At 65.2% G+C, this 24,436-nt stretch carries 24 protein-coding genes and 2 tRNA genes; 7 read left to right on the top strand and 19 right to left on the bottom strand.

Annotated elements, in window-relative coordinates:
• Positions 1–210: 210 nt before the first annotated feature.
• Both typA and AC0WRY_RS01485 read left to right on the top strand, forming a co-directional pair.
• Positions 211–2,037 carry a translational GTPase TypA gene (gene typA / locus AC0WRY_RS01490; protein WP_194405356.1) on the top strand — a complete coding sequence of 609 codons (1,827 nt, stop codon included), beginning with the start codon at positions 211–213 and terminating at the stop codon, positions 2,035–2,037.
• A 200-nt stretch (positions 2,038–2,237) separates the two neighbouring features.
• Complete coding sequence (locus AC0WRY_RS01485; RefSeq protein ID WP_194405355.1) at positions 2,238–3,482, top strand: flavin monoamine oxidase family protein; 1,245 nt, start codon at positions 2,238–2,240, stop codon at positions 3,480–3,482.
• A 64-nt stretch (positions 3,483–3,546) separates the two neighbouring features.
• On the opposite strand, the gene AC0WRY_RS01480 is transcribed toward AC0WRY_RS01485, so the two are convergent.
• From AC0WRY_RS01480 to AC0WRY_RS01465, 4 genes are all read right to left on the bottom strand, one after another.
• Positions 3,547–3,954, bottom strand: a complete 408-nt coding sequence (locus AC0WRY_RS01480; protein ID WP_194405354.1) for a thiol-disulfide oxidoreductase DCC family protein — start codon at positions 3,952–3,954, stop codon at positions 3,547–3,549.
• Between the two features lie 62 nt (positions 3,955–4,016).
• Positions 4,017–5,336, bottom strand: a complete 1,320-nt coding sequence (locus AC0WRY_RS01475) for an SDR family oxidoreductase (RefSeq protein WP_194405353.1) — start codon at positions 5,334–5,336, stop codon at positions 4,017–4,019.
• 8 nt (positions 5,337–5,344) lie between these two features.
• Complete coding sequence (locus AC0WRY_RS01470; RefSeq protein ID WP_194405352.1) at positions 5,345–5,812, bottom strand: DUF2269 family protein; 468 nt, start codon at positions 5,810–5,812, stop codon at positions 5,345–5,347.
• The gene (locus AC0WRY_RS01465; protein ID WP_194405351.1) at positions 5,809–6,708 is read right to left on the bottom strand and encodes a dienelactone hydrolase family protein; all 900 of its coding nucleotides are present in this window, start codon (positions 6,706–6,708) and stop codon (positions 5,809–5,811) included. Before AC0WRY_RS01465 ends, AC0WRY_RS01470 begins: the two co-directional genes overlap by 4 nt.
• Before the next feature lie 267 nt (positions 6,709–6,975).
• Between AC0WRY_RS01465 and AC0WRY_RS01460 the strand changes: the two genes are divergently transcribed.
• Complete coding sequence (locus AC0WRY_RS01460; protein WP_194405350.1) at positions 6,976–7,485, top strand: GNAT family N-acetyltransferase; 510 nt, start codon at positions 6,976–6,978, stop codon at positions 7,483–7,485.
• A gap of 211 nt (positions 7,486–7,696) precedes the next feature.
• On the top strand, positions 7,697–8,233 hold the full coding sequence (gene ppa, locus AC0WRY_RS01455) for an inorganic diphosphatase (protein ID WP_194405349.1): 537 nt from the start codon (positions 7,697–7,699) through the stop codon (positions 8,231–8,233).
• 44 nt (positions 8,234–8,277) lie between these two features.
• Here the strand turns inward: ppa and folD are convergent, their stop codons facing one another.
• Genes folD through AC0WRY_RS01440 form a run of 3 tightly spaced genes read right to left on the bottom strand, consistent with a single transcriptional unit; the run spans position 8,278 to position 9,849 of the window.
• Complete coding sequence (gene folD, locus AC0WRY_RS01450) at positions 8,278–9,162, bottom strand: bifunctional methylenetetrahydrofolate dehydrogenase/methenyltetrahydrofolate cyclohydrolase FolD (RefSeq protein ID WP_194405348.1); 885 nt, start codon at positions 9,160–9,162, stop codon at positions 8,278–8,280.
• A gap of 9 nt (positions 9,163–9,171) precedes the next feature.
• Entirely contained in the window at positions 9,172–9,543 is a 372-nt protein-coding gene (locus AC0WRY_RS01445; protein ID WP_194405347.1) for a DUF167 domain-containing protein, read from the bottom strand.
• A 15-nt stretch (positions 9,544–9,558) separates the two neighbouring features.
• A complete protein-coding gene (locus AC0WRY_RS01440; RefSeq protein WP_007598721.1) occupies positions 9,559–9,849 on the bottom strand; it encodes a YggT family protein in 291 nt (96 codons plus the stop codon).
• Between the two features lie 218 nt (positions 9,850–10,067).
• On the opposite strand from AC0WRY_RS01440, the gene AC0WRY_RS01435 reads away from it, so the two are divergent.
• Positions 10,068–10,143 (top strand) — tRNA-Ala (locus AC0WRY_RS01435).
• Positions 10,144–10,245: 102 nt separating this feature from the next.
• On the opposite strand, the gene AC0WRY_RS01430 is transcribed toward AC0WRY_RS01435, so the two are convergent.
• From AC0WRY_RS01430 to AC0WRY_RS01400, 7 genes are all read right to left on the bottom strand, one after another.
• On the bottom strand, positions 10,246–11,058 hold the full coding sequence (locus AC0WRY_RS01430; RefSeq protein WP_194405346.1) for an enoyl-CoA hydratase: 813 nt from the start codon (positions 11,056–11,058) through the stop codon (positions 10,246–10,248).
• Between the two features lie 151 nt (positions 11,059–11,209).
• On the bottom strand, positions 11,210–12,010 hold the full coding sequence (locus tag AC0WRY_RS01425) for a glutamine amidotransferase (protein WP_194405345.1): 801 nt from the start codon (positions 12,008–12,010) through the stop codon (positions 11,210–11,212).
• Between the two features lie 122 nt (positions 12,011–12,132).
• Positions 12,133–12,912: an SDR family NAD(P)-dependent oxidoreductase gene (locus AC0WRY_RS01420; protein ID WP_194408126.1), complete on the bottom strand. Its 780-nt coding sequence runs from the start codon at positions 12,910–12,912 to the stop codon at positions 12,133–12,135.
• 228 nt (positions 12,913–13,140) lie between these two features.
• Complete coding sequence (locus tag AC0WRY_RS01415) at positions 13,141–13,629, bottom strand: tellurite resistance TerB family protein (RefSeq protein WP_194405344.1); 489 nt, start codon at positions 13,627–13,629, stop codon at positions 13,141–13,143.
• 177 nt (positions 13,630–13,806) lie between these two features.
• Positions 13,807–15,216: an adenylate/guanylate cyclase domain-containing protein gene (locus AC0WRY_RS01410; RefSeq protein WP_194405343.1), complete on the bottom strand. Its 1,410-nt coding sequence runs from the start codon at positions 15,214–15,216 to the stop codon at positions 13,807–13,809.
• Positions 15,217–15,267: 51 nt separating this feature from the next.
• Positions 15,268–16,638 carry a cytochrome P450 gene (locus tag AC0WRY_RS01405; RefSeq protein WP_194405342.1) on the bottom strand — a complete coding sequence of 457 codons (1,371 nt, stop codon included), beginning with the start codon at positions 16,636–16,638 and terminating at the stop codon, positions 15,268–15,270.
• Between the two features lie 33 nt (positions 16,639–16,671).
• The gene (locus AC0WRY_RS01400; protein ID WP_194405341.1) at positions 16,672–18,042 is read right to left on the bottom strand and encodes a hydrolase; all 1,371 of its coding nucleotides are present in this window, start codon (positions 18,040–18,042) and stop codon (positions 16,672–16,674) included.
• A 137-nt stretch (positions 18,043–18,179) separates the two neighbouring features.
• Here AC0WRY_RS01400 and AC0WRY_RS01395 point away from each other — a divergent pair, with 137 nt between their 5' ends.
• Entirely contained in the window at positions 18,180–19,868 is a 1,689-nt protein-coding gene (locus AC0WRY_RS01395; RefSeq protein WP_194405340.1) for an MFS transporter, read from the top strand.
• A 48-nt stretch (positions 19,869–19,916) separates the two neighbouring features.
• On the opposite strand, the gene AC0WRY_RS01390 is transcribed toward AC0WRY_RS01395, so the two are convergent.
• Both AC0WRY_RS01390 and AC0WRY_RS01385 read right to left on the bottom strand, forming a co-directional pair.
• Positions 19,917–20,132 carry a cysteine rich repeat-containing protein gene (locus AC0WRY_RS01390; protein WP_194405339.1) on the bottom strand — a complete coding sequence of 72 codons (216 nt, stop codon included), beginning with the start codon at positions 20,130–20,132 and terminating at the stop codon, positions 19,917–19,919.
• 165 nt (positions 20,133–20,297) lie between these two features.
• Positions 20,298–20,651, bottom strand: a complete 354-nt coding sequence (locus tag AC0WRY_RS01385) for a hypothetical protein (protein ID WP_194405338.1) — start codon at positions 20,649–20,651, stop codon at positions 20,298–20,300.
• Positions 20,652–20,904: 253 nt separating this feature from the next.
• On the opposite strand from AC0WRY_RS01385, the gene AC0WRY_RS01380 reads away from it, so the two are divergent.
• Positions 20,905–21,960, top strand: a complete 1,056-nt coding sequence (locus AC0WRY_RS01380) for a polysaccharide deacetylase family protein (protein WP_194405337.1) — start codon at positions 20,905–20,907, stop codon at positions 21,958–21,960.
• 68 nt (positions 21,961–22,028) lie between these two features.
• Here the strand turns inward: AC0WRY_RS01380 and AC0WRY_RS01375 are convergent, their stop codons facing one another.
• From AC0WRY_RS01375 to AC0WRY_RS01365, 3 genes are all read right to left on the bottom strand, one after another.
• Positions 22,029–22,421: a hypothetical protein gene (locus tag AC0WRY_RS01375; RefSeq protein ID WP_194405336.1), complete on the bottom strand. Its 393-nt coding sequence runs from the start codon at positions 22,419–22,421 to the stop codon at positions 22,029–22,031.
• Positions 22,422–22,530: 109 nt separating this feature from the next.
• On the bottom strand, positions 22,531–24,201 hold the full coding sequence (locus AC0WRY_RS01370; protein ID WP_194405335.1) for an ArnT family glycosyltransferase: 1,671 nt from the start codon (positions 24,199–24,201) through the stop codon (positions 22,531–22,533).
• Between the two features lie 109 nt (positions 24,202–24,310).
• Positions 24,311–24,386, bottom strand: a tRNA-Thr gene (locus AC0WRY_RS01365).
• Positions 24,387–24,436 lie beyond the last annotated feature (50 nt).

Below are 24,436 nucleotides of genomic sequence, written 5' to 3'. Positions count from 1 at the left end.
CAACCAAGGCCCAAAGAACGCATTGTTTTTTGGCCGTTTTTGCATATATTGCGCCGCAACGCGTAAGGTGCCCGGTCTGATATGGCCGGGCTTCCTTTTTGGGCAGAAAGCGCCCCGTTTCCAGTCTTCCAGCGTTGTTTCGAGAAGAGGTCCCGGTCTGACCGGCGAGATCGCGCTTAACCCATTGTTCGACCGCAAAGAAGCTCATCCATGAATCTTCGTAACGTCGCCATCATCGCCCACGTCGACCACGGCAAGACGACCCTCGTCGACAAGCTCCTCCAGCAGTCCGGCACGTTCCGCGAGAACCAGAAGGTGACGGATCGCGCCATGGACTCCAACGATCTGGAGCGCGAGCGCGGCATCACCATTCTGGCCAAGGCGGCCTCGGTGCAGTGGAAAGACACCCGCATCAACATCGTCGACACCCCCGGCCACGCCGATTTCGGCGGTGAGGTCGAGCGCATCCTGAACATGGTGGATGGCGCCCTGGTGCTGGTCGACGCCGCCGAAGGCCCGCTGCCGCAGACCAAGTTCGTGGTCTCCAAGGCGCTCAAGGTCGGCCTCAAGCCGATCGTCGTCATCAACAAGGTCGACCGGCCCGACGCGCGCCCGACCGAAGTCATCAACGAGGTGTTCGACCTGTTCGCGGCACTCGATGCCAGCGAGGAGCAGCTCGACTTCCCAATCCTCTACGGGTCGGCCAAGCAGGGCTGGATGGCCGACAGCCCGGAGGGTCCGAAAGACAAGGGCATGGAGCCGCTGTTCGACCTGATCCTGCGCCACGTCGCACCGCCGAAGGTCGAGGAGGGTCCGTTCAAGATGATCGGCACCATTCTGGAAGCCAACCCCTATCTCGGCCGCATCATCACCGGCCGCATCTCGTCCGGCGTGCTCAAGCCAAACCAGCAAGTCAAGGTGCTGAACGCCGAGGGCAAGCTGGTCGAGTCCGGGCGCATCACCAAGATCCTGGCGTTCCGCGGCCTCGAGCGCACGCCGCTCGATGAAGCCGAAGCCGGCGACATCGTCGCCATTGCCGGCCTGACCAAGGGCACCGTCGCCGACACCTTCTGCGACCCGACCGTCGAGGTGCCGCTGCCGGCACAGCCGATCGATCCGCCGACCGTCTCGATGTCGTTCATCGTCAACAACTCCCCGCTCGCCGGCACCGAAGGCGACAAGGTGACGAGCCGCATGATCCGCGACCGTCTGCTGCGCGAGGCCGAAGGCAATGTCGCGCTGCGCGTGGTGGAAGCCGCGGACAAGGACGCGATGGAAGTCTCGGGCCGCGGCGAATTGCAGCTCGCGATCCTGATCGAGACCATGCGCCGCGAGGGCTTCGAGCTCTCGGTGTCGCGTCCGCGCGTCGTCTACCAGAAGGACGAAGCCACCGGCGGCGCCCTGGAGCCGATCGAGGAAGTCGTGATCGACGTCGACGAGGAGCATTCCGGCGTCGTCGTGCAGAAGATGAGCGAGCGCAAGTCCGAGCTGATCGAGATGAAGCCCTCCGGCGGCAACCGCCAGCGCCTGGTGTTCTACGCGCCGACCCGCGGCCTGATCGGCTACCAGGGCGAACTGCTCACCGACACCCGCGGCACCGCGATCATGAACCGCCTGTTCCACGGCTATGCGCCGTACAAGGGTGAGATCCAGGGCCGCCGCAACGGCGTGCTGATCTCCAACGACCAGGGCGAAGCGGTGGCCTACGCCATGTTCAAGCTGGAGGATCGCGGCCCGATGATGATCGAGCCGGGCTGGAAGGTCTACAAGGGCATGATCGTCGGCGAGCACACCCGCGACAACGATCTCGAGATCAACGTGCTCAAGGGCAAGCAGCTCACCAACATCCGCACGACGTCGAAGGACGAAGCCGTGCGCCTGACCCCACCGATCCGCATGACGCTGGAAAAGGCGCTCGCCTATATTGAGGACGACGAGCTCGTCGAGGTCACCCCGAAGTCGATCCGCCTGCGCAAGAAGCACCTCGACCCGAACGAGCGCAAGCGCGCGGAAAAGGCCAAGGAAGCGGTGGCGTAAGCCACCTCTCGCGTGCCCCGGACGCGGCGCAGCGCGATAGCGGTGCGCTGCCGAGCCGGGGCCCAGACGTTCTCCCTCCTGCACATCACCATGGGTCCCGGCTCTGCGGAGCGGCGTCACACGCCGCACCGCGTCCGGGACACGAGATCGGCATATCCGTCCGGCTTCAGCACATCCAGCGAACGTGCTAGAGCCGACCCATGTCGCTTCCCTCCTCCGTCGACGTCGCGATCATCGGCGCCGGTGCCGCCGGCCTCGGTGCGGCGCATGCGCTGGCGGGCTCCGGCCTCTCGGTGATGGTGCTCGAGGCGCGTGACAGGCTCGGTGGCCGGGCCTGGACGGTGCAGGCCTCGCCCGAGGTCACATTCGACGTCGGCTGCGGCTGGCTGCATTCGGCAGACAAGAACTCCTTCGTCCCCATCGCGCAGCAGCTCGGTTTCGAGCTCAACAAGGACCTGCCGCCGTGGCGCGAGCGCGCCTATGGCAACGCGTTTCCGCAAGTCGAGCGCGACGATTTCATGCGCGCGATGGACGCGTTCTATGAGCGCCTCTGGCAGGCCGCGCACAGAGGCAAGGACGAGCCCGCGAGCATGAGCCTCGACGTGGGCAATCGCTGGAATCCCATGATCGACGCGATCTCGACCTACATCAACGGCTGCGAGCTCAAGGACATGTCGACGCTGGATTGGGACGCCTACGAGGACACCGGCCTCAACTGGCGCGTCCGCCGCGGCTATGGCGCGCTTGTGTCGGCCTACGGCGCGCCCTGCCCGGTGGCGTTGAGCTGCAACGTCACCCTGATCGATCATTCCGATAGGCGCATCCGCATCGAAACATCGCAGGGCAGGCTGACCGCCGACAAGGCGATCGTCACCGTGCCGACCAATCTGCTCGCCGATGAGACGATGCGCTTCTCACCGCCGCTGCCGTCCAAGGTCAATGCCGCCGCCGGCCTGCCGCTCGGCGTCGACGACAAGGTGATGCTGGCGCTCGAGGGCGCTGAAGCTTTTCCGAAGGACGGCAATTTGCGCGGCGCCACCATGCGCACCGAGATGGGCACCTATCACATCCGCCCGTTCGGCCAGCCCTGCATCGAAGGCTTTTTCGGCGGCAGCTTTGCCCGCGCGCTGGAGGATTCCGGCGAAGGCGCCATCGCCGCGCAGGCGATCAGCGAGATCGCGGGCTTTCTCGGCAATGATATCAGGCGCAAGCTGAAGCCGCTGTACGAGTCGCGCTGGGCGCACGACCCCTTTGCGCGCGGCTCCTATTCGCACGCGCTGCCCGGCCACGCCGGCGATCGTGCGGTGCTGGCAGCGCCGGTGGATGGACGGCTGTTCTTTGCCGGCGAGGCGACCTCGCCGGAGTTCTTCACGACAGCGCACGGGGCGAGGGACAGCGGCGAGCGGGCGGCGAAGGAAGTGCTGGCGGCGATAGGGAAGCGCTAGCTTCCCTACCAATGTCGTCCCGGCGAACGCCGGACGACACCAATCATGTGGCGTGGCTATCGCGTCACTCGATCACCCGCGCCCGCAGATCAGCATCGGGCACGAAGCACGCATCGTATTTCCCAAAAATGCGATAGCGGTTGCGCGCCACGAGGCTATAGACGGCGTCCCGCAGCGGCTTCGGCACGGCGAACAACGCGCGCACCCAGCTCCAGCCTGGAAGCTGCGACAGCACCGTCAGCGCGGCATCGGACTTCATGAAGACCTCCCCGCCATGAACGACCGCGTTGGTATCGGGATCATGGGGATCGATGCCGAAGGTGCGCGCGAGCCGGGCGCCGTAATCCGACTGGATCGGCGTGAAGCGAAACCGCCTCGCCGTGTCGCGCGCGGCAACGAAGCGGACCCAGCGCGAGCAGAAGATGCAGACGCCGTCGAACAGGATCACGTCATCGTCGGGCCATCTACTCATCAGACTCTCTTTTTGACGCGTTGTCTTCACGCGAAGCCGGAATTCCACTTCGCTCGAAGACGCTACCGGTTATCCAGCATCAGCAGTGCGACGAGCATCAGCACGATCGCCGGTCCCGTCTTCACCAGCGCACCGAGCGGTTCGATCCAGAGATCTGGCGTCAGGATCGCCGCGCCGACCATATAGCCGAGCGAAGCCATGATACCCGCGGCGAGCCCGATTGCCGCCGTGCGGCGGACGGCGATCAGCACGCCGATGCTCATGTCCATCAAGCTGGTACCGATGGTGATGGGATCGACCAGCGCCGGTGGAAAGTTGTGCGCCGTCAGGATGCCGGCGGCGGCACGATAGGACACGAACAGCGCGATGCAGCCGGAGACGAGCCAGAACGCGACCAGGCTCGCGAAGATCAACGCCTTGATCAGGAACAGGCGCGCGAACCATTTGTCCTGGACGGTGGCAGGATGGCGGCCGATCGTCTCAACCAGCGTCTTTGGCGTGATGCCGGTCGCGGCGATCCAGGCGGCGGGATTGCCCGTCACGCCGCGGCGCAGCTCGGCGATGGCCGTGGAGCGCATCGGCGGCATCCAGCCGAGAGCGTTGGCGAGATCGCCGATTTTGGCCCCGAGATCGAGCATGAAAGCCGGCACCGCGATGCGGAGCCAGCCGGATGTGCCGAACGCGCGGCGGAATTGCCCGATGACGGCGGCCATCGTGACAGGCTCAGCCTGCATGAGATCCCAGCTCATCGCGGTCACGGCGGCATCGCCAATGTCGCGCGTGGCGAGCCAGGCGATGGTGGCCGAAATATCCTCCACCGCGACAGGCTGGAACGGCGTTGCCATCTCCTTGGCCGGCAGATCGAGCGGAAAGGCGGCGAGCGCGCGGAGCATGGCGCTGCCGCCATAGGCTGACGGTACCACGACAAAGCCGGGCCGCAGGACGGCATGTGAAATGCCGGAGGCGGCGATCAAGCGCTCGGCCTCGCGCTTGGTCGTCGCGAAGGCGGTGCGGTCGGCCTCCGCCGTTCCCGGAATCGAGATGTGCACCAGCCTGATTGCGCGACCGCTCTCGCCGATCGCCGCGAGCAGCCGCGTGACGAAATCGCGATGCACGGCGCCCGTATCGCTGCCAGGCCCGTCCTGGAGCACGCCGAGGCAATTCACGACGACGTCGGCTTCACGCTCGCGCAGGAGCCGCGCCAGAGCTGCGGCATCCAGCGAGAGGATCGGCAGCTCGATGTCCAGTGGGCTCATCCTTTGCGCCGGCAACAGGCTGCGTGCAAGGCCTACGACACGAAATCCCCGCGCGCGCAGATCATCGGTGACGAAGCGACCGATCAGGCCGGAAGCACCGAGCACCAGAATGGTTCGCTCACTCATTGCGCCTCTCAAAACGGTTTCGCGATCATCAGCCACAGGATCAGCATCGTCGCGCCGAAGCCGGGGAAGCCGAATGCGAACCAGCGGCGGAACAGGATGAAGTAGCGCTCCGGCAAGGCGGCGCGCTGATCGGCAGCCTGGCGCGCGAGATCGCGCATCTCGATCTGCATGAACACGACGGGGATCCAGAACAGGCCTGCGACGACGTAGAGCGCGAGCGAGGCGAGCAGCCATTGCTCGGTGATCGGCGTCGCCGAGAGCATCATCAGCAGCCCGCCCGTCAGCGGCTGCAGGATCACTGCCGACAGCGTGAAGATCGCATCCGCGACCACCACCACCGAGGCCGTGCGCGCAATGAACGCCACGTCGTTCGTGCGATGCGCCATCAGCATGAAGAAGGCGATGCCGCTTCCGGTGCCGAGGATGACGATGGCGCCGAGCACGTGCAGATATTTTACCAGGAAGTACAGCGTCATGGCTTCTTGGTCGCCACGGGCTTCGACGGGTTCAGCACGCGCGCGAGCGCGTCGCCTGCGGCTTTGACACCGGCCTGGCTCTCGATCAGCCAATGCCCCTCGCCGCCGACCGCGGGCAAGGTGCGAAAATCGGCCTTGCCACCGCTGCCGCGAAACGTATCGGCAAGCGCCTTCGAAAATGCCGGCGAGAAGTAGCTGTCATTGGCCGCAACGAGCCATGTGACGGGGACGCGCGCGCCCCTGCCGAACTCCGCGGCGGCGGCAAGCAGCGTGTGCGGCGCGCAGATCCGGTTCGGCTCGTCATTGGCATGGCCGCCGCGCCCCGGCGCGAATACGGCGATCGCGGAAATCGTCTTCGGATCGGCATTGGCGAGCGCCAGCGCGCCCCAGCCGCCGGCGGAATGGCCGATCACGATGGCGGCTTCCTTGCGAATGAAATCCTGCTTTCGTAAATGCTCCAGCGCGAGCCGGATTTGCTCGGCCGTTGCACGGCCCGAACGCGCATAATCGGCTTCGTCACATCCGCCCTGGTCCTCGACATAGCGGCCGCCGGTCGCGCCGTGGCCGAGCCGCTCCGGCACCAGCACGGCAAAGCCGCGCGCGACCAGGAAGGCTGCGAGCGCGCGGTATTCCGGCTGCGGCATCTGCGCACGACGCAAGACGTTCTGCGTCGAGGCGTGCGCGATCACCGCAAGCCGGAACGGACCCGCGCCGGTGGGGCGAAACAGCAGGGCATGCGCGGCAATGTCGGTATCCGGCGACGGCACCAGCCACTCTTGGCGGCGCAGCGGTTCGCCCTCCTCGCCCGATGGGCCGAACGTGACCTGGGCGCACAGAGGCGACGCAGTCAGCGTGGCCAGCAGAGGCAGGAGCGCGATGGTGTTGAGGAGCCGCATGAATGGCCGAGGGCGAACGCGAATTGCAACAGTCACACTAGTAGGAACGAATCAGGATGGGCGGACTTTCTGCGTCGCCATTGCCGTTCATCCGTTGCCGCAGCTGGAGTTTTGCACCGACGCACGGCGTGCCGGCGCCATTTCAGTTGGCGTCTTGTCTTTTTTCGGTACAACACGGCTTAGATACTGATGCACAAAGTCCACACGTTAACCGATAATTAACGATAGGTCTTGCCGCCGACGCGGCGACTTGGTTTGATTGCGTCCATGAGCACAACCCTGATCGAGGTCCGGCCGGCCAAAGCTGCAGATGCAACTGCGGTGGCGTCCACTCATGACGAAGCCTGGCGTTCCGCCTATCAGGGCATCATTCCCGGCGCTGAGCTGGAAAAGCTCATCAACCGCCGCGGCCCGCAATGGTGGGACAGCGCGATCCGCAAGGGCAGCCGCGTCAGCGTGCTCGTGTTCGGCGACAAGATCGCGGGCTATGCCAATTACGGTCGCAACCGCGCCCGCAGCCTGCATTTCGACGGCGAGATCTACGAGCTTTATTTGCGTCCGGAATTCCAGGGTCTCGGCTTCGGCCGCCGCCTGTTCGCCTCCGCCCGCCGCGACCTGATGCAGAGCGGACTGAAGAGCATGGTGGTGTGGGCGCTCTCGGACAACGACCCGGCGACCGAGTTCTACCGGGCGCTGGGCGGCCGTATGGTGGCGCGCTCGTCGGAGCGGTTCGGGCCGAAGGCGCTCGACAAGGTCGCCTTCGCCTGGACCAATTAAGATCTGGACCAACCAAATTTGGACCAATTGAGCTGCTGAAAGCCTAAGCGGCAGCCGTCCTCCTTCCGTCGATACCGTTCGCCTTCGCGCCGGTGATTTCCGGATTCATTATTTCACAAAAACGCGATGGATCAGCGGGCCAAGCCCGCGTATGACAGCGCCAAAATCGGCTGCCGGGCGCGATTTTACCTCGGCAACAACGGAGCCTTGAATGCGTATCGATGCGATCTCGATCGGGAAGAACGTACCGCACGAAGTCAACGTCCTCATCGAAGTCCCCGTGGGCGGCGAACCGATCAAATACGAGATGGACAAGGAGGCCGGCACGCTGGTGGTCGACCGCTTCCTCTACACGCCGATGCGTTACCCCGGTAACTACGGCTTCATTCCGCACACCCTGTCGGATGATGGCGACCCCTGCGACGTCCTGATCGTCAACACCCGCGCCATCATTCCCGGCGCCGTCATGAGCGTGCGCCCGGTCGGCGTGCTGTTCATGGAGGATGAAGCCGGCGGCGACGAGAAGATTCTGGCGGTGCCGTCGTCGAAGCTCACGCAGCGCTACGACAAGGTGAAGTCGTACTCCGACCTGCCCGACATCACGCTGCAGCAGATCCAGCACTTCTTCGAGCACTACAAGGATCTCGAGAAGGGCAAATGGGTGAAGATCCTGCGCTGGGGCGGCCCCGAAGAAGCGCACAAGCTGATCCTCGAAGGCATGGATCGCGAGAAGAAGAAGAAGGGCTGAGTTCTTTTTCCTGGACGCGCCGCGTCCGGGACACGAGAGTTCGCCTACACCGCCGGCTTCCGCAGCCCGGCGATCGCGCAGGCCGCGCGCAGCGTGTTCACCAGCAGGCAGGCCACCGTCATCTGACCGACGCCGCCCGGCACCGGCGTGATGGCGCCGGCAACCCCGAGCGCTTCCTGATAGGCGACGTCGCCGACGAGGCGCGTCTTGCCGTCTTCCTTGGGGATGCGATTGATGCCGACATCGATCACGGTCGCACCCGGCTTCAGCCAGTCGCCGCGCACCATCTCCGCCTTGCCGACCGCGGCATAGACGAGATCGGCCTGCTTCACGAGGCCGGGCAGGTCGCGCGAGCGCGAATGCGCGATCGTCACCGTGGCGTTCTCGTTCAGCAGCAATTGCACCAGCGGGCGACCGACCAGATTGGAGCGGCCGATGACGATGGCGTTCATGCCTTCCAGCGAGGCGTGCACGCTCTTGGTCAGGATGATGCAGCCGAGCGGCGTGCAGGGCGACAGCGCCTGGAAGCCTCCGGCGAGCCGGCCGGCATTGTTCGGATGCAGACCGTCGACATCCTTGGCGGGATCGATGGCGTTGATGACGGCTTCGGTGTTCAGCCCCTTCGGCAGCGGCAGCTGCACTAGGATGCCATGCACGGCCGGGTCGTTATTGAGCTTTGCGACCAGCGCCAGCAGATCTGCCTGCGAAACGTCGGCCGGCAGCTTGTGCTCGAACGAGGCCATGCCGGCGGCCTGGGTCTGGGTGTGCTTGGAACGGACATAGACCTCGCTGGCGGGGTCGCTGCCGACCAGGACCACGGCGAGACCCGGCACCAGATTGTGCTCGCGCTTGACCCGGGCGACCTCCTCAGTGACGCGCGCCCGAAGCTCCGCGGCGATGACTTTCCCATCGATGATTTTGGCGGTCATGTCAGTTCCTCAGTCTGTCGATTTGGCGTCAGCCGATTTGGCCTGGACGAGCTGGCGCAGGGCTTCGCCGAGCCGCACCGGATCGCCGTCGACCGCGATCTGCTTCAGCCGCGAGGTGGCTCCCGACAGGAGCCTCACGCTGGCCTTGGGCACGCCAAGCGATTTCGCCAGCAGGACCAGAACGGCCTTGTTGGCCTCGCCGCCATCGGCGATGGCGCGCACCCGCACCTTGAGCACGCTGCGGCCGTCGGCCAGCTGCTCGATCCCGTCGATGTCGTCGCGACCGCCGCGCGGCGTCACCCGCAGCGCGATGCTGATACCGGAGGCCCCGTAGCGCCAAGGTTCCTTGTGAGCTTGCTTGCGAGCTTCGTTCGCGACCAAGGCGCTCCAGCCCGCTCAGATCACGTTGGGGTAGATGTAGTACAGGATCACCCGCTCGATGAACATGATGAGCAGGATCAGGATGATCGGCGAGATGTCGAGGCCGCCGAGGCTGGGCAGGAAATTGCGGATCGGCGCCAGCACCGGCTCGGTGATTCGGTACAGGAACTCCGCCACAGCCGACACGAACTGGTTGCGGGTGTTCACGACGTTGAAAGCGATCAGCCAGGACAGGATCGCAGACGCGATCAGCAGCCAGACGTAGAGGTCGAGCACGATGATGACGATGTCGAGAACGGCACGCATGATTTTTCAGGGCTCTGGCTTTTGAAGACTGCGGCTTTTGAAGACTGGCTGCGGGCGGAAGTGACGCCTTTTGCTAGATATCGGTTCCCCCCCGCCCAAACAAGGGAAGTCGGCACCCCGAATGGCTAAAACCGGGCGACACCCGTCCTTGACTTGACCTTGGCGGGGACTTAAATGGCGCCCGGTTGTCGGCCGCGTTTACCAGAGCGGCCAGCAAAGGGGCCATAGCTCAGCTGGGAGAGCGCGTCGTTCGCAATGACGAGGTCGGCGGTTCGATCCCGCCTGGCTCCACCAGCCTTCGTAGGCTGCGCCTGCTTCGGCTCGGCAAGCCCTTTCGTAGCGAAGGCTGCCGCGGCGTAGCCCGCAGGTCGAAGCCGGGCTCTCTCCGATCTCCCCTTACCTCCCCGTAAACCGCGGCGGCCGCTTCTCCATGAAGCTCGCCACCCCCTCCCGGAAATCGCTGCCGGCCAGCGCCACCATCATCTCACGGTTGGCTTCGATCGTTGCCTCGGCCAGGGACTGGAACGGCACCTCGTAGAGCTGGCGCTTGATCACGGCCATCGCACTCGGCGAGACGAAATCAGCGAGATCGCGGGCATAGGCGTAGGTCTCCTCGCGCAGCTTGTCGGGCGCGCAGAGCCGATTGACCAGCCCGATCCGAAAGGCTTCCTCGCTCGACACGCGCCGCGCCGATAGCAACAGATCCATCGCGTTGGCATGACCAACGATGCGCGGCAGCATCCAGCTGATACCGTGCTCGGCAATCAATCCGCGCCGCGCGAAGGCCGTGGTGAACACCGTGTTGTCGGCGGCAAAGCGCAGGTCGCAATACAGCGCGTGGACGAGGCCGATGCCGGCGGTGGCGCCATTGAGCATGGCAATGACCGGCTTCTTGATCGACGGATAGAAGCCATAGCGCGTCTGCCAGTCCGGCCGGCGGTTCATGTCGAAGGGCGGCAGGTTCGACGCCCGCCTGATATCATCGGGGTCGAGTCCCTTCAAAGCATCCATATCGGCGCCAGCGCAAAACGCGCGGCCCGCGCCGGTGAGGATGATGACGCGAACATTGTCGTCGGCGCTTGACGCTTCCATCGCGTGACGCACGTCGCGCTCCATGGTGGGCGTCCACGCATTCATGCGATCAGGGCGGTTGAGCGTGATGGTCGCGATCTTGTCGCTGACGTCGTAGAGAATGTGCTCGTAGGCCATGGCGCTCTCCCTTGTTCGCCGGCACGCATTGGTGCGCGCGCGTTGGCGGAGAGCCTAGCATATCAAGGATGGAGGCAGCGACTTGCGCCAAGGACCTGCGCCAAGGACTTGCGCCAAGAACTCGCGCCAAGAACTCGCGGCAAGGCGCGGGTTACTCGGCGGCTTGCGCCAGCACGGGCCGGCGCGCCAGCCAGCCGTCGATGAAATGGTCGAGCCAGGCGCGCTCTGCGGCATCGTACACGGCACGATCCGCGAAATGATGATGTCGCTGCCGCGCACCGGGCGCGCTGAAGCCGTCATAGCCCCGCGTGGTCCAGCGATGCATCATTGCGTAGGTCACATCGGGATGAAACTGCACGCCGAAGGCATTGCCGGCGCGGAACGCCTGCACCGGAAAATCATCGCCTTCCGCCAGCAGCTCGGCGCCGACAGGCAGCTCGAATCCCTCGCGATGCCAGTGATAGACCTGCGCCGGCCAGGCCGGGCAGAGCGCGTGACCCGCGGCTGTGGGGCGGATCGGGTAATAGCCGATCTGGGTCAGCCCATCGGCATGCGGCGCGACGCGCGCCCCGAGCTGCATCGCGAGCATCTGGGCTCCAAGGCAGATGCCGAGGAACGGCCGCTGCTCGCGCAGCGGAATTTCGATCCAGTCGATCTCGCGGCGAATGTAATCGTCGGAATCATTGGCGCTCATCGGACCGCCGAAAACCACGGCGCCGGCGTGCTGATCGAGCGTCTCGGGCAGGGGATCGCCGAAGCGGGGACGGCGGATGTCGAGGCGATGGCCCAGCGCGCGGAACGCATTGCCGACGCGGCCCGGGGTCGAGGATTCCTGATGCAGGATAATGAGAACCGGCAGGCCGCTCGCCGAATCAGAGGCAGCCGCGCCAGGCGCCCTTCGCGGGAAGGGCACCACCTCTGCGCCACCAAACCTGTCCGTCCGGAACGACATTGCCCTTGCGAAAGCTATTGGTTCAGACCGCCAGCATAACTAAGCGATCGTTAATTTCGTGTGAGTTCGCGCACACACCCAAGAGGAAGCAAGCTCCGGGCCAATACGGACACTGGGGGCTCTCAGCGCCTCTGCCTCTGGAACCGACTGGTGGCGGCCAGGATGAAGCCCCGCGGGAAGAAGCGCAGCGCAAACGGCACGATCTTGATGCCCAGACCGGGCAGCACTGCCCGTTTATTGGCCATCAGGCCACGATAGGCCTCCTGCGCGACATCGGCTGCAGACACATTGAGCAGGGCCGTATCGTGCTGCGACCCGACACCGGCGCGCGCCTGGAATTCGGTGGGCACGGGGCCCGGGCAAAGCACGGTGACGCGAACGCCGCGCGGCGCGAGCTCCGCGCGCAGCGCTTCGGTGAAGGATATTACGTAGGCCTTGGAGGCATAATAGACGGCCATGCCGGGGCCGGGCAAAAAGCCCGCGACCGACCCGACATTGAGCAGACCACCCTTGTTCCTGATGAGCTGATCGGCAAAGCGCAGCGACAAATCCGTCAGGGCCCGCACGTTGACATCGACGATCCCGATCTGCGTATCGCGATCGCGCTCGATGGCATCGCCGAACACGCCGAAGCCGGCATTGTTGACGAGGTGATCGAGCTCGACGCCTTCGGCGGCGAGCCTTGCAGCGATCTTCTCTCCGGCATCCGGGACCTCGAGATCGCAGGCGATCACGATCGGCTTCTTGCCGCCCTTGGCAACGAGTTCGCTCGCGAGCGCCTCCAATCGATCCGCGCGCCGCGCCGTCAATGCCAGGCGATGTCCGTTGGCGGCAAATACGCGCGCCAGCTCCGTGCCTATGCCCGCCGAGGCACCGGTGATCAACGTTACCCGCTCAATCACGATCGAAGTCTCTTGAATTGAAGTCTTTGGCCCCGCAATGGCTGAACGAGAGCATAAGCCGTGCGCGACAGGCAAGCGGCGTTGGCGGAATGGCGGCTTGAGCGGGCGACAGGGGGGCAGGAAGGACAGGGATTTGCTGGCGAATCCGCCAGAACGGGGACGGCCGGCGATTACATTAAAGTTTCGTCATGTGGCTCGCAGGCCACGCCATCCGCCGGGCGGGACGGGTCAGCCGCCGACGGCGCCATTCTTCACCTGACCGCCGACGCGCTCCGCAACGAAATGCTTCAATTCGATCCGCTCGCGCTGGGAAATCCCGAGCAGATCGGAGGCGCGCCAGACGACGTTGTCCTCGAACTCGCTGACCTGGCCGTCGGCATAGACCAGCTCCCACATCATCCGGACGATGCGCTTGCGACCCTCTTCGTCGAGCGAGCGCATGATCACACTGGTGAAGTGATAGAGGTCCACCGCCTCGCCCTCGACCTCGGTGGCGTCCGCGATCAGGCGATCCGCCGTGCCGTGATCGAGCCCAAAATGGCTTTCGATCAGGCTGTGCAGCTTGCGCCGCTCGGCGGCCGTCGGCTGGCCGTCCAGCGAGACCACATGGACCAGCAGCGCCGTGGCCGCCAGCCGATAATCGCTGTCGCCGAAGCTGCGGCTCTGGTCGTGGGGAGCGACAATGTCGGCGATGAATTGGCGCAGGCCGTCGAGCATAAGGTCCTACCGAAATCGATGCCGCCGCGGGGAGCGCGGCTGTTAACAGCATTATATGAGCAGGAAACTCAACCGGCGCAACGTGCGTCAGTTCCGCGCGCCGGATTACGTTTCGGCAATATGGGCGCTGGCATTCCGGGGCGCGTAAAGCGCGAATCCGGAATGACGATCCAAAGCTCAAGGAATCTCGTACACCACCATCTTGTCCGCGATGCCGCGCAGCGCCGCCTGTTTCTGGATCGGCGTGATTTCGCGCTGCTTCAGCACCTCGGCAACCGCGGGCGCGTCCAGCACCGGGCCGGTGATGTGGATCTCCTGCGCGGTCGACAGGCTCTGCACGCGGGCGGCGATATTGACGGTCTGGCCGAAATAATCCTGCCGCTCGTTGAGCATCACCGCGAGGCACGGGCCTTCATGGATGCCGATCTTGACGATGAGATCGTCGGTGCCGCGCTGCTTGTTGAGCTCATCCATGGCCGCGCGCATCCGCAAGCCTGCGACGATGGCGTGCTCGGGTCTGACGAAGGTCGCCATCACGGCATCGCCGATGGTCTTCACAACCGCGCCCTTCTCGGAGGAGATGATCTCGAGCAGCGCATGAAAATGCGCGCGCACGAGGTCGAAGGCGGCGAGATCGCCGACCCGCTCATAGAGCGCGGTCGAGCCCTTCAGATCTGTGAACAGGAAGGTGAGCGAGGTGATCTGGAGCCGCTGATCGAGACTGAGATTGTCCGCCTTGAACACATCGCGGAAGGTCTGGTTCGACAGCATCCGCTTGGCGGTGAGGAACGGCTTGCGCTTGCCGATGAGGTGGTGAAGCGCCTCGGCCGCGATGAACACCGACGGCAGCACGCGCACGCCGGCCTGGTTCTCCAGCGACAGCCGCAGCGGACCGGGCCGCATGGTCGTGGTCCCGGTCGGGGCCTGCACCTTGTTGTACATGATGGCGAGCTGCTGACGGTCCCTGGTCGGCTCGCCCTGCACGTCGATGAAATGAGCGGCGTGCGTCACCGGCTCGAAGATGATGACGAAGTCATTGGGCAGCTGCAGCGACATGGTCGCCTTCTCGCCCGCCGGCAGCTCCATCGTATCGAGCGTCACTTCGTTGGCCAGCGCCGCGAAGGATTCCTTGTTGAAGTCGACGCCGGAGCTCCAGAACACCTGCTTGAAATAGTCCCAGACCGGAAGCGTATCGGGGTCATGGGCCGCGATTCGGCGGACACGCGGGTTCACCGTGAAGGAGACCTCGACTTGGTCGTCGACGGAGGCCTTGTAACCGCAGGCGCAGAGGGCGCAATGATAGTCGTCGGGCTTGAGCGCCTTGAGCGTCGAGTGCGCGCCGAGCACGCCGCCGCACCCCGGGCACAGCACGTTCCAACCGAGATCGAACAGCCCGAGCCGCGCCGAATGCAGGAAGGCGGAGATCGCGTGCTCTTCGTCGAGGCCGTGCGCCGTCGAGAAATCGAGGACATTGACGCGGTTGAGCTCGTGATCCTCGCCATCCTCGATGAGGTGCACGATCGCATCGACCACCTTCGCGTCGGCGGTCTGCTTCAGAACGGAGAACTGGGCCTGGATGTCGCTCATGGCGAGACTCTATCTAGGGTGGACCACGCCATCGGCCAGACGAGAGACCCGTCACCGACGCGTGATGCGGAACATGGGCGAATGGTCCGGCTGGGTCGTGACCACGCCGAGCGGGATCACGGGATCGGCCTGATCGGCGAGTTCGACACGGAACGCACCGATCAGCCGGGCCAGCGCCAGCACGGATTCGGCTTGCGCGAACGGTGCGCCGATGCAGACGCGCGGACCCGCGCCGAACGGCAGATAAGCGAAGCGGTCGGGCGCCTCCGCCGACATGAAGCGCTTTGGAATGAACGCGTTCGGCTGATCCCACAGCTTCTCGTGCCGGTGCAGCAGCCAGGGCGCGATCATGATGATGTCGCCCTTGCCGATCTCGATTCCGGCCGCATTGTCCTTCTCGCGCGCGGCACGCGCGACCAGGAACGCCGGCGGATAGAGCCGCATGGTCTCATCGATCACCGCGCGGGTGAATTTCTGCCGGTCAATGTCGGCGATGCTGTCGAGATGCTCGCCGCGCGCTTCGGAGGCAATCTCCTCCTGCGTGTCCGGATCGAGCGCGAGCAGATAGAGCGCCCAGAACAGCGCCGTCGCCGTGGTCTCGTGACCCGCAAGGATCATGGTCGCGACCTCGTCGACGAGCTGCTCGTCGGAAAAGCCCTTGCCGGTTTCAGGATCGCGCGCCGCGTCCATGAGATCGAACAGGTCCCGCGGCGGCGCGCCGTCCTTCTTGCCGGCCCCGCGCCGCTCGGCGATCAGCATGGCGACGAACTCGGTCCAGCGCTGGCGGAAACGGGCGCGGGCAAAATCCATCGGGCTCGGCCACGACACCGGCAGCACCATGTCGAGAAGATATGGGCGCCCCAACCGCGCGGCATATTCCATGATGAAATTGCGCAAGGTCGCGCCATGCCGGTCCGTGCCGAACGAGAACATCGTGCGCCCGGCGATCTCCAGCGTCATGCGCTGCATGATCTCGCGCAGGTCGAGGTCTTCGCCCGTGCGCGCATCCAGCTTGGCGATGGTCTCGTCGAGCACCGCCGTCATGTGCGGAACGAGATTGGCAGTGGCGCGCGGCGTGAAGGCCGGCGCGAGGGTGCGGCGCTGGAACGTCCAGGAATGGCCTTCCGCGATCAGAAGGCCGTCACCCAGCACGGGACGCAGCATGCGAATGCCCGCCGGCGTGCGCGTATAGTTCTCGTAGTTGGTCAGCAGGACATGCCGGATCGCGTCCGGCTGGTTCAGGATGAAGCTGTTGCGGAGGAAGAAGCGGCCCTTGATGACGTCTTCCTCATAGGCGCGCTGTCCCCAGGTCGCGATCATGTTCTGCCGGATCACGGCAAGCCGGCCGAAGAACGACATGTCGTCGGGCGCACGCGGGGGAGCCGGAGGGATGATGGGCCGACGCACGCTGGCGATATTCATGGCTCTCTCCCGCTGATGTGACGCAGGCAACAGCTAATAAGTCAGCTCGGCAATCGCAATCCTGTTCTCGGAAGCGGGCCAGGCCCGCGCCACAATCCGCTCTTCGCCGAATTGAGCCACGATGTTACGTCCAACCTCGCCGGCCGCAAGCCGCAATGTTGCCGCCGAATCCGTCGGCACGCCCGGCTTGACGTCGGCCGGCTGCTTTCCGTCGAATAGAACCACGTCCCGCGGCAGGCCGAAATAGCCGCGCGGCCGCGACATGATGACGACCGCGCCGGCGTCCTTGTCGGCCGGCCCGAGCGGCCGTGCGGCGCGCAAATGGACGACGTCGGACGAGCGCGGGAACGGCGAGCGATAGATGTGCGTGATCGGCGCGCCAGGCGACGTCAGCACGATTTCGAGCGACCAGGAGGGATCGACCGGCGCGGGGCCCCAGCGACCGTCGGCGCCGGTCTGCGCGCTGTACACTGCGCCGTCCTTGCGCTCACCGGTATCAGGATCGACGCGGAAGACATCGACGGTTGCACCCGCGACCGGACGGTTGGTCGACACGCCGCCGGGCGTACCCGTGACCAAGCCGCCCAACTTCACATTGGCTTCCGGCAGGATCGCGATGCGCGCGGGCTCGCGGCCGGCAATGAACTTGTAGATCTCGCGGAACGCCCTCGGGTGGAACGCCACCTCGCGATGGTCGAGCGCACCGAGCACGAGGTTGGTTGCGCCCTTCAGCTCCGGCCCTTCATTGGTGACGCCGGTCGGCGTGCCGGGCTTGCCGATGAAACGGCCATCGGCCTGGGCGTATTTGTCCATGCCGTCGCTGCGCAGCGTCAGGAAGGCGACGCCCGGCGTCACCTCGCTCTCGCCCTCGTTCAGGCCGCGCAGAAATGGGCCGCGGCCGTTGAACTCGTTGTTCTGCTGATCGTCGGTTGCGAACACGCCGTGATTGGGCGTGCCGCACAAAACGGCGTGGCTGACATCGGCGACACCGCCGTTCTTGATGACGTTGCGGATCGCATTGCCGCCGCGCGAGCTGCCGACCAGTGCGACCCGCGCCGCGCCGGTCCGGCGCTTCAGCTCGGCGATGGCAGCCGTGAGCTCGCGGCGCTGGTCCTCGGTGGAGGAGCGGTTCGCCTGCTCGACCTTGTCGTCGGTACGCGCATTGGGATCGGTGAAATTGATCGCCATCATGCGATCGCGCGCGACGCCGTTGGATTCCATCCGCCACAGCGTGGTCATCCAGAGCGCGTCGTAGTCGCCATTGCCGTGCACGAACAGGATCGGCGGCACCTCATTGCCCGGCGTAGCCGGCGCGGCCTGGGCGAATGCCCCGGTCCGCAAGCTCGCAGTTGCGAAGGGCAAGCTGCCAGCCCCCAGCACGATCGTCCGTCGTGACAGCTTCATCTGTTCCTCCCCGGCAAACCGCCTCTTTGCACCGCTTATAGCGGCCTAACCACTGGACAGCGAAGGACTTTCGCAGGCATCAAAGAAATTGCCGGAATCGCCCGAAACCCGTTCTGCCAGCCCATATGGAAGGGGATATGACCGAGCAGCCAAACCGTCAGAAAATGGCCGCCGACGGCATCACCGCGCCGTTGCGCTACACCGTGTTCCGGCGCATCTGGCTCGCCAGCCTGCTCTCCAATCTCGGCCTGCTGATCCAGGGCGTGGGCGCGGCCTGGGCGATGACGCAGATGGCGGCATCGGCCGACCAGGTTGCGCTGGTGCAGACCGCCCTGATGCTGCCGATCATGCTGATCTCGATGCCGGCCGGCGCCATCGCCGACATGTATGACCGCCGCATCGTCACGCTGGTCTCGTTGATGATTGCTTTGATCGGCGCAAGCGCGCTCACCGTGCTGGCCGGCCTCAACCTGATCAGCCCCGAATTGCTTCTGGCCTTCTGCTTCGTGGTCGGCAGCGGCAACGCGCTGTTCGGCCCGGCATGGCAATCTTCGGTCAGCGAGCAGGTGCCGCCCGATGCGCTGCCTTCGGCCGTCGCGCTGAACGGCATCAGCTACAACATCGCGCGCAGCTTCGGTCCCGCGGTCGGCGGCGTCATCGTCGCCGCCCTCGGCGCTGTCGCGGCCTTCGCCTGCAACGCGATCCTTTATCTGCCGCTGCTGGTGGTGCTACTGCTCTGGCGGCGCAGCACCGAGCCCTCCCGGCTGCCGCGCGAAAAGCTCAACCGGGCCATGGTGTCGGGCTTCCGCTACATCACCAATTCGCCGCCGATCAAGATCGTGCTGTTGCGCACGCTGGTGATGGGCCTGATCGGCGGCGCCATCATGGCGCTGATGCCGCTGGTCGCGCGCGACCTCCTGCATGGCGGCGCGCAGACCTACGGCATCATGCTCGGCGCCTTCGGCATGGGCGCCGTGATCGGCGCGCTGAACATCCACGAATTGCGCAAGCGCATGAGCGGCGAGGCCGCGATCCGCGCCTGCACCATCTCGATGGCGTTCGCGATGGCTGCGCTCGCCCTCAGTACGGAGCCGGTGCTGACGGCGGCGGCGCTGGTGCTGGCCGGCGCGGTCTGGATGGCTGCGATTGCACTGTTCAATATCGGCGTGCAGCTTTCGGCGCCGCGCTGGGTCGCCGGCCGCTCGCTCGCGGCGTTCCAGGCCTCGATTTCCGGCGGCATCGCCATCGGCGCCTGGGGCTGGGGCCATCTCACCGACTATGCCGGTGTCGAGGTCGCGCTGCTGACCGCGGCTGGCCTGATGCTGATCTCGCCGCTGCTCGGGCTTTGGCTGACGATGCCGCGCGTCGGTGCCCGCAACGAGGATGCCGACGTGCTCGCCGACCCCGAGGTGAAGCTGTCCCTGACCGGGCGCAGCGGCCCGCTGGTGGTCGAGATCGAATATCGCGTCGCGCAGGACAACGCGCGCGCCTTCCACAACGTGATGCAGGACGTGCAGCTCTCCCGCCAGCGCAACGGCGCCTATGGCTGGTCGATCGCCCGCGACATCGCCGATCCTGAATTGTGGACGGAGCGCTACCACTGTCCGACCTGGTTCGACTATCTGCGCCAGCGCAACCGCTCGACCCAGAGCGAACGCGCGCTGCACCAGGAGGCGATCGCCTTCCACATCGGCCCCGAGCCGGTGCGGATCCGCCGCATGCTGGAGCGCCCGTTCGGTTCGGTGCGCTGGAAGGAAGACACGCCGGACCGCGCCAGCGCCGAGGTGCTGCCGGTGGTCGCGACCGCAGCGGGAAGCAGCACGTAGACGTCGTCATTCCGGGGGGCGCCGTCAGGCGCGAGCCCGGAATGACCATCACTGCCCGTGCTCGGTCAGCACCTTGTCGCAGCCTTTGCTCAGCTTCGTGCGGTTCTGCTTCAGGCAGGCGAGCACGGCGCCATCGCCATTGTTCATCACGGCACGGCAGAAGCGCGAGACATCGCGCGCGCAGGCATCATGGCCGGGCTGCTGTTGGGCGGAGGCGCTCGATGCGCACAGGAGCAGAGAAATAACGAAAAGAAATCTGGTCATCGCGTAATGCCTCTTGCCCGGAAGGACGTGCGGGGAAGCTAGTGCGATGATCCCACACCTGCAACGCTTTATTGCGAGCAGGAGCCGCGCCGCCGCGTGGCCCCGGCTTGACGCCGGGGCACATCGCGAAGGGAGCTGATCACACGACGATGTGGTCGTGCGCTGTTACTGACTGTCCTGGGCGTCAGCGACCTTGCGCGAGGCGCCCTTGGCGAGATCCTTGTCCATCACCGCGCGGCAGCCGGCGCTCAGGTCCGAGCGATGCTTCATCATGCATGCCGTGATCTTCGGGATGTTGGGGATTTCCGACGAGCACAGGCGGAAGGCATCGCCGGTGCACATCTGCTGCGCCTCGGCCGAGAAGGCGAAGCTCGAGGTCGTCGAGATCAGAGAGACGATGGCGGCAAAGCCCAGAGCCAGGCTTGTGTCGCGGATCCTGCTGGTCAACGACCTGGTGTTCAGAGACGTGGTGCTAAAGGACCTGGTGTCAGAGGACTTGGTGTCAGAAGACTTGGTCATTTGAGGCTCCCATTGGCGCCGTCGCAACGGCGCCCGTTGTTGATGGGAACTACGATGCTCCAGCAAAACAGTTTCCACTGTGATGACAGTCACGCGGCCCGCCTCGATTGTGATCTCAGTCACATTGGCGCACCGCCCTGAAATTCCTCCACAACCGCCGTCGTGTTGGTGTCACGTTAACTGTTACTTCGCATTAATGGCTCGTCGCGCGGGAAATTCCGCAGGTTTGGTTGCGTAATTGGAAAGAGTAGCGATGCGTAATGCGTTGGGCCTGATGCTGGCCAGTGTAGTTGCGGCGGTCGTGATCGCCGCCGGCGGTTGGTTTTATTATTCCGCGCGCGCCGATCAGGGCGCTCCCAAGACAATTGCCGCCCGTGCTGCCGATCCGTTGCCGGCGCCGGCGAAGCTCGCCGCCAGGGATGACGTCGAGACCACCGCGACGGTTGCGGCCAAGCCGGCGGCGATGGCCCAGGCGCCTGCGCCCGCTCCCGTCATGCCGGTGCAGCCGAAGCAGGCCTGCGCCAATCCGAATGCGCTGGGCGTCTCCCGCGTTGTCGAGATCGACACCACCGGCGGCCCCGGCTTCGGCTTCGATCATTTCAAGCAGTTCGACTTCCTCACCGAGAAGGAGGTCGTGCTGACCTTCGACGACGGTCCCTGGCCCGTGAACACGCCGAATGTGCTGAAGGCGCTCGCGGATGAATGCACCAAGGGCCTGTTCTTCTCGGTCGGCAAGCACGCGACCTATCATCCGGAAATCCTGCGCCAGGTGCTGGCCCAGGGCCATACGGTCGGCACGCACACCTGGTCGCACGTCAATCTGAACGGCAAGAAGATGACCGAGCAGATGGCCAAGGACGAGGTCGAGAAGGGCATCAGCGCGGTGAAATTCGCGCTCGGTGCCAACCCTGCGCCGTTCTTCCGCTTCCCGCAGCTTCAGCATAATCCGGCGATCGTGAGCTATTTCGGCACCCGCAACGTCGCGATGTTCTCGACCGACGTGGACTCCTTCGACTTCCGCAAGGGCGCCACGCCGGAGAAGATCGTCGAGACGGTGATGACGCGGCTGGACAAGCTCGGCAAGGGCATCGTTCTGATGCACGATTTCCAGAAGAACACCGGCATCGCCCTGCCGACGCTGCTCGCGCGGCTGAAGGCCGGCGGCTACAAGGTCGTGCAGATGAAGGCCAAGGCGCCGCTGCAGACGCTGCCGGAATATGACGAAGCGATCATGAAGGACATGAAGGTGCCGACCGCGAGCACGAATACGCGTCCGATCTCGAGCGTGGTGCAGACGGTCTCGCAGTAAACGCGACCACCAAGGCGGGAATGCGCATGGCCGGGCTTTTGCCCGGCCATTTGCTTTGGGCAGGCAGCTTACCAATAGATGCCGTGGCGGTGCAGCTCGCTGATGATGCGGCGCTCGGTCCAGCTGCGCTTGGGCTTCGGCTTGTCCGCCCTTGCGGTCTTCCTGGTGGCGGGCTTGGCCGTCGCGGCGGGCGCCGCGGCGGTGGCAGGCGCGGCCGCCGCAGGTGCGGCCGTGGTGGCCGGTGGCGCGGAGAGCGACACGGCCGGCGGACGGTCGGAATATTTCGGCGCCTCGGTGGCCGGCGCTGGCTCGCTCACTTGTGCCGTAGTCGCCGACGTCGGCGTGGTCAGCGGAGCCGGTGCCTGAGCGCCTGACGCTGACAGCGACAGGCTGCGGGAGCCGTCCGCCTGGGCGGATGCGGCGGTCAGGACCATGGCGGCAACCAGAATGATCTTGCGCATGTGAAAGTCTCCCCGTGTTGGCGTGACCGGGACATTACGGGGGATGCGCGTGGGGTTAAGTGATTGGCCTCACACAATCGCGGTACAATTTCGAACCGGCCGGCTGCGCTCAACACCCGCGCCGATACACCCGCAGAGTCACGTCCGGAAAGCTCTTGCTGTCGAGCAGGCAAACGCCCTTCTCCGCGTCCATGCGGGCGATGAGCTCATCGCCGACGCGCGGCCCGACCAGCGTGTGCTGGATCGAGCTCGAGAGCACGAGAATCTCCGACTTCAACAATGCATCGCCCGTTTCCTGCGCGCTCCGGAAATACAGCTCGTCGCGTACGACGAGATTCATCTTCGCCTGCGCCGCGTAGAGCTGGATGGCCGCCGACGTCACCGGATAAGGGCTGGAGAAGCCGACATAGAGCGGGCCGGGCGCTTGCGGCTTGATCTCGCGCAGCAGCGACCAGAGCCGTCCGGTCGCGCGGCGGATGCTCTCCTGCTGCTGCGCGCTGAGCGGTGTCGCCGTGCTGATCTGACCGATGACGACGTGCCTGAGAAAGAGCTGAAGAACAAAGGCGAGCGCCAGCACCCGACAGGCGGTGAGAAGGTAGCGGCGGATGTCGTTGCGGAGGCCGAAACGGATGAGCAGCTCTTCAATGAGCGCCATGCTGGCGCAGCCGTTGAGCACCATCGCGACGATGAACACGCCATAGAACATCGCGCCGAAATAATAGGTCTTGATCGCCGCGACGGAGGGAATGGCATAGGCGATCAGCACAGCCGCGAGCAGAACGACGGCGTCGCGCAGCGCGGCGCTTCCGCAGATGACCGCCAGCACCAGACGCAGCAGCATCAGGCCCGTCCCGATGGCGAACCAGTAATGCAGGCCGAACTGACCTTCTCCGCCGATCGAGAAGCGCAGCAAACCGGCCGAGAAACTTTCGCCTGTCGTCCAGAGGTCGCGCTGACCGACGAAAACGTGAAGGATGTAGGTGACGGTCTCGACCAGTGCAGGCCCGATCAAGAGGGCCGTTGTCGCAAGCAGCGGCAGCACGAACCACAGCAGCGCAGCGAGCGCCTTGCGGATCGAGATGCGCAATCCGCCCGCCTCCAGGCAATCGACGAACAGCCGGATCGCAAATGAACTGCCGAGCAGAGCGAGCGTGGCAAAGAACGCGGTCGGCTTGATGCTGACGGCCAGTGCGCAGGCAATGCCGAGACCGGCCAGGGCACGTGCGCTCCGATCGAGCACGCCGCGGTGAACGATCGCCCCGGCAGCAAGGCCAATGGCAAGACCCGACGGCAGATCCGGTCGCGCCTCGGTCACCGTGTGCCACAGCACCGGGACGCAAGCGACCGCGATCAGGCACGCCGCGATCTCGAGCACCGGCCGCCGCCACGCCAGCCAGACGATCCCGAGCAGAAATGCAAAGACCAATACGGCGTGGACGAGATAAGGCCCGATGAAGCTGCCGGGAAACAGCGCAAATCCCGTGATCGCCACCATCGTCGAAAACGGCGCGTGGTCGTGAAGCAGAGTCCAGCTACTTGCGGCGATGCTCCGGTCACCGACCGCATTCATCCACCTGATGGCATCCAGGAAATAGGAGACGTCGTCATAAAGCGGGGGAACGGACAACCGCCCGCGCAGCTGCGAGGTATCGAGCGATCTCGCGGCGACGATGGCGGTGATGCCGGCGGTGAGACTGACGAAGCCGAAGATCCGCAGCCATGCAATCCAATTCGTCCTGGCCGTCGTCTCGGTACCCACCACTTGCCCCGTTGCGCGCATTTCCGTCCCCACGCATCGTAGTGACACGAGGGCGGAGCGCAACGCGCGGGCCGGCCTCAAGGAGCAAAGCGCTGGCGCTGGTTGGAAGGACCGGGATGAACCGAGGCGCTGGTGCCGCAAGAGGGATTCGAACCCCCGACCCCGTCATTACGAATGACGTGCTCTACCGACTGAGCTATTGCGGCGAACCCTGCCGGGGCCCGGGCGATGCCGGCCCCGATACGCGCGCTCCTGA

Source organism: Bradyrhizobium sp. T-12 (genome assembly GCF_058314695.1).
Note: the sequence above shows the minus strand (reverse complement) of the source record. Positions and strands in the feature narration are given on the sequence as shown.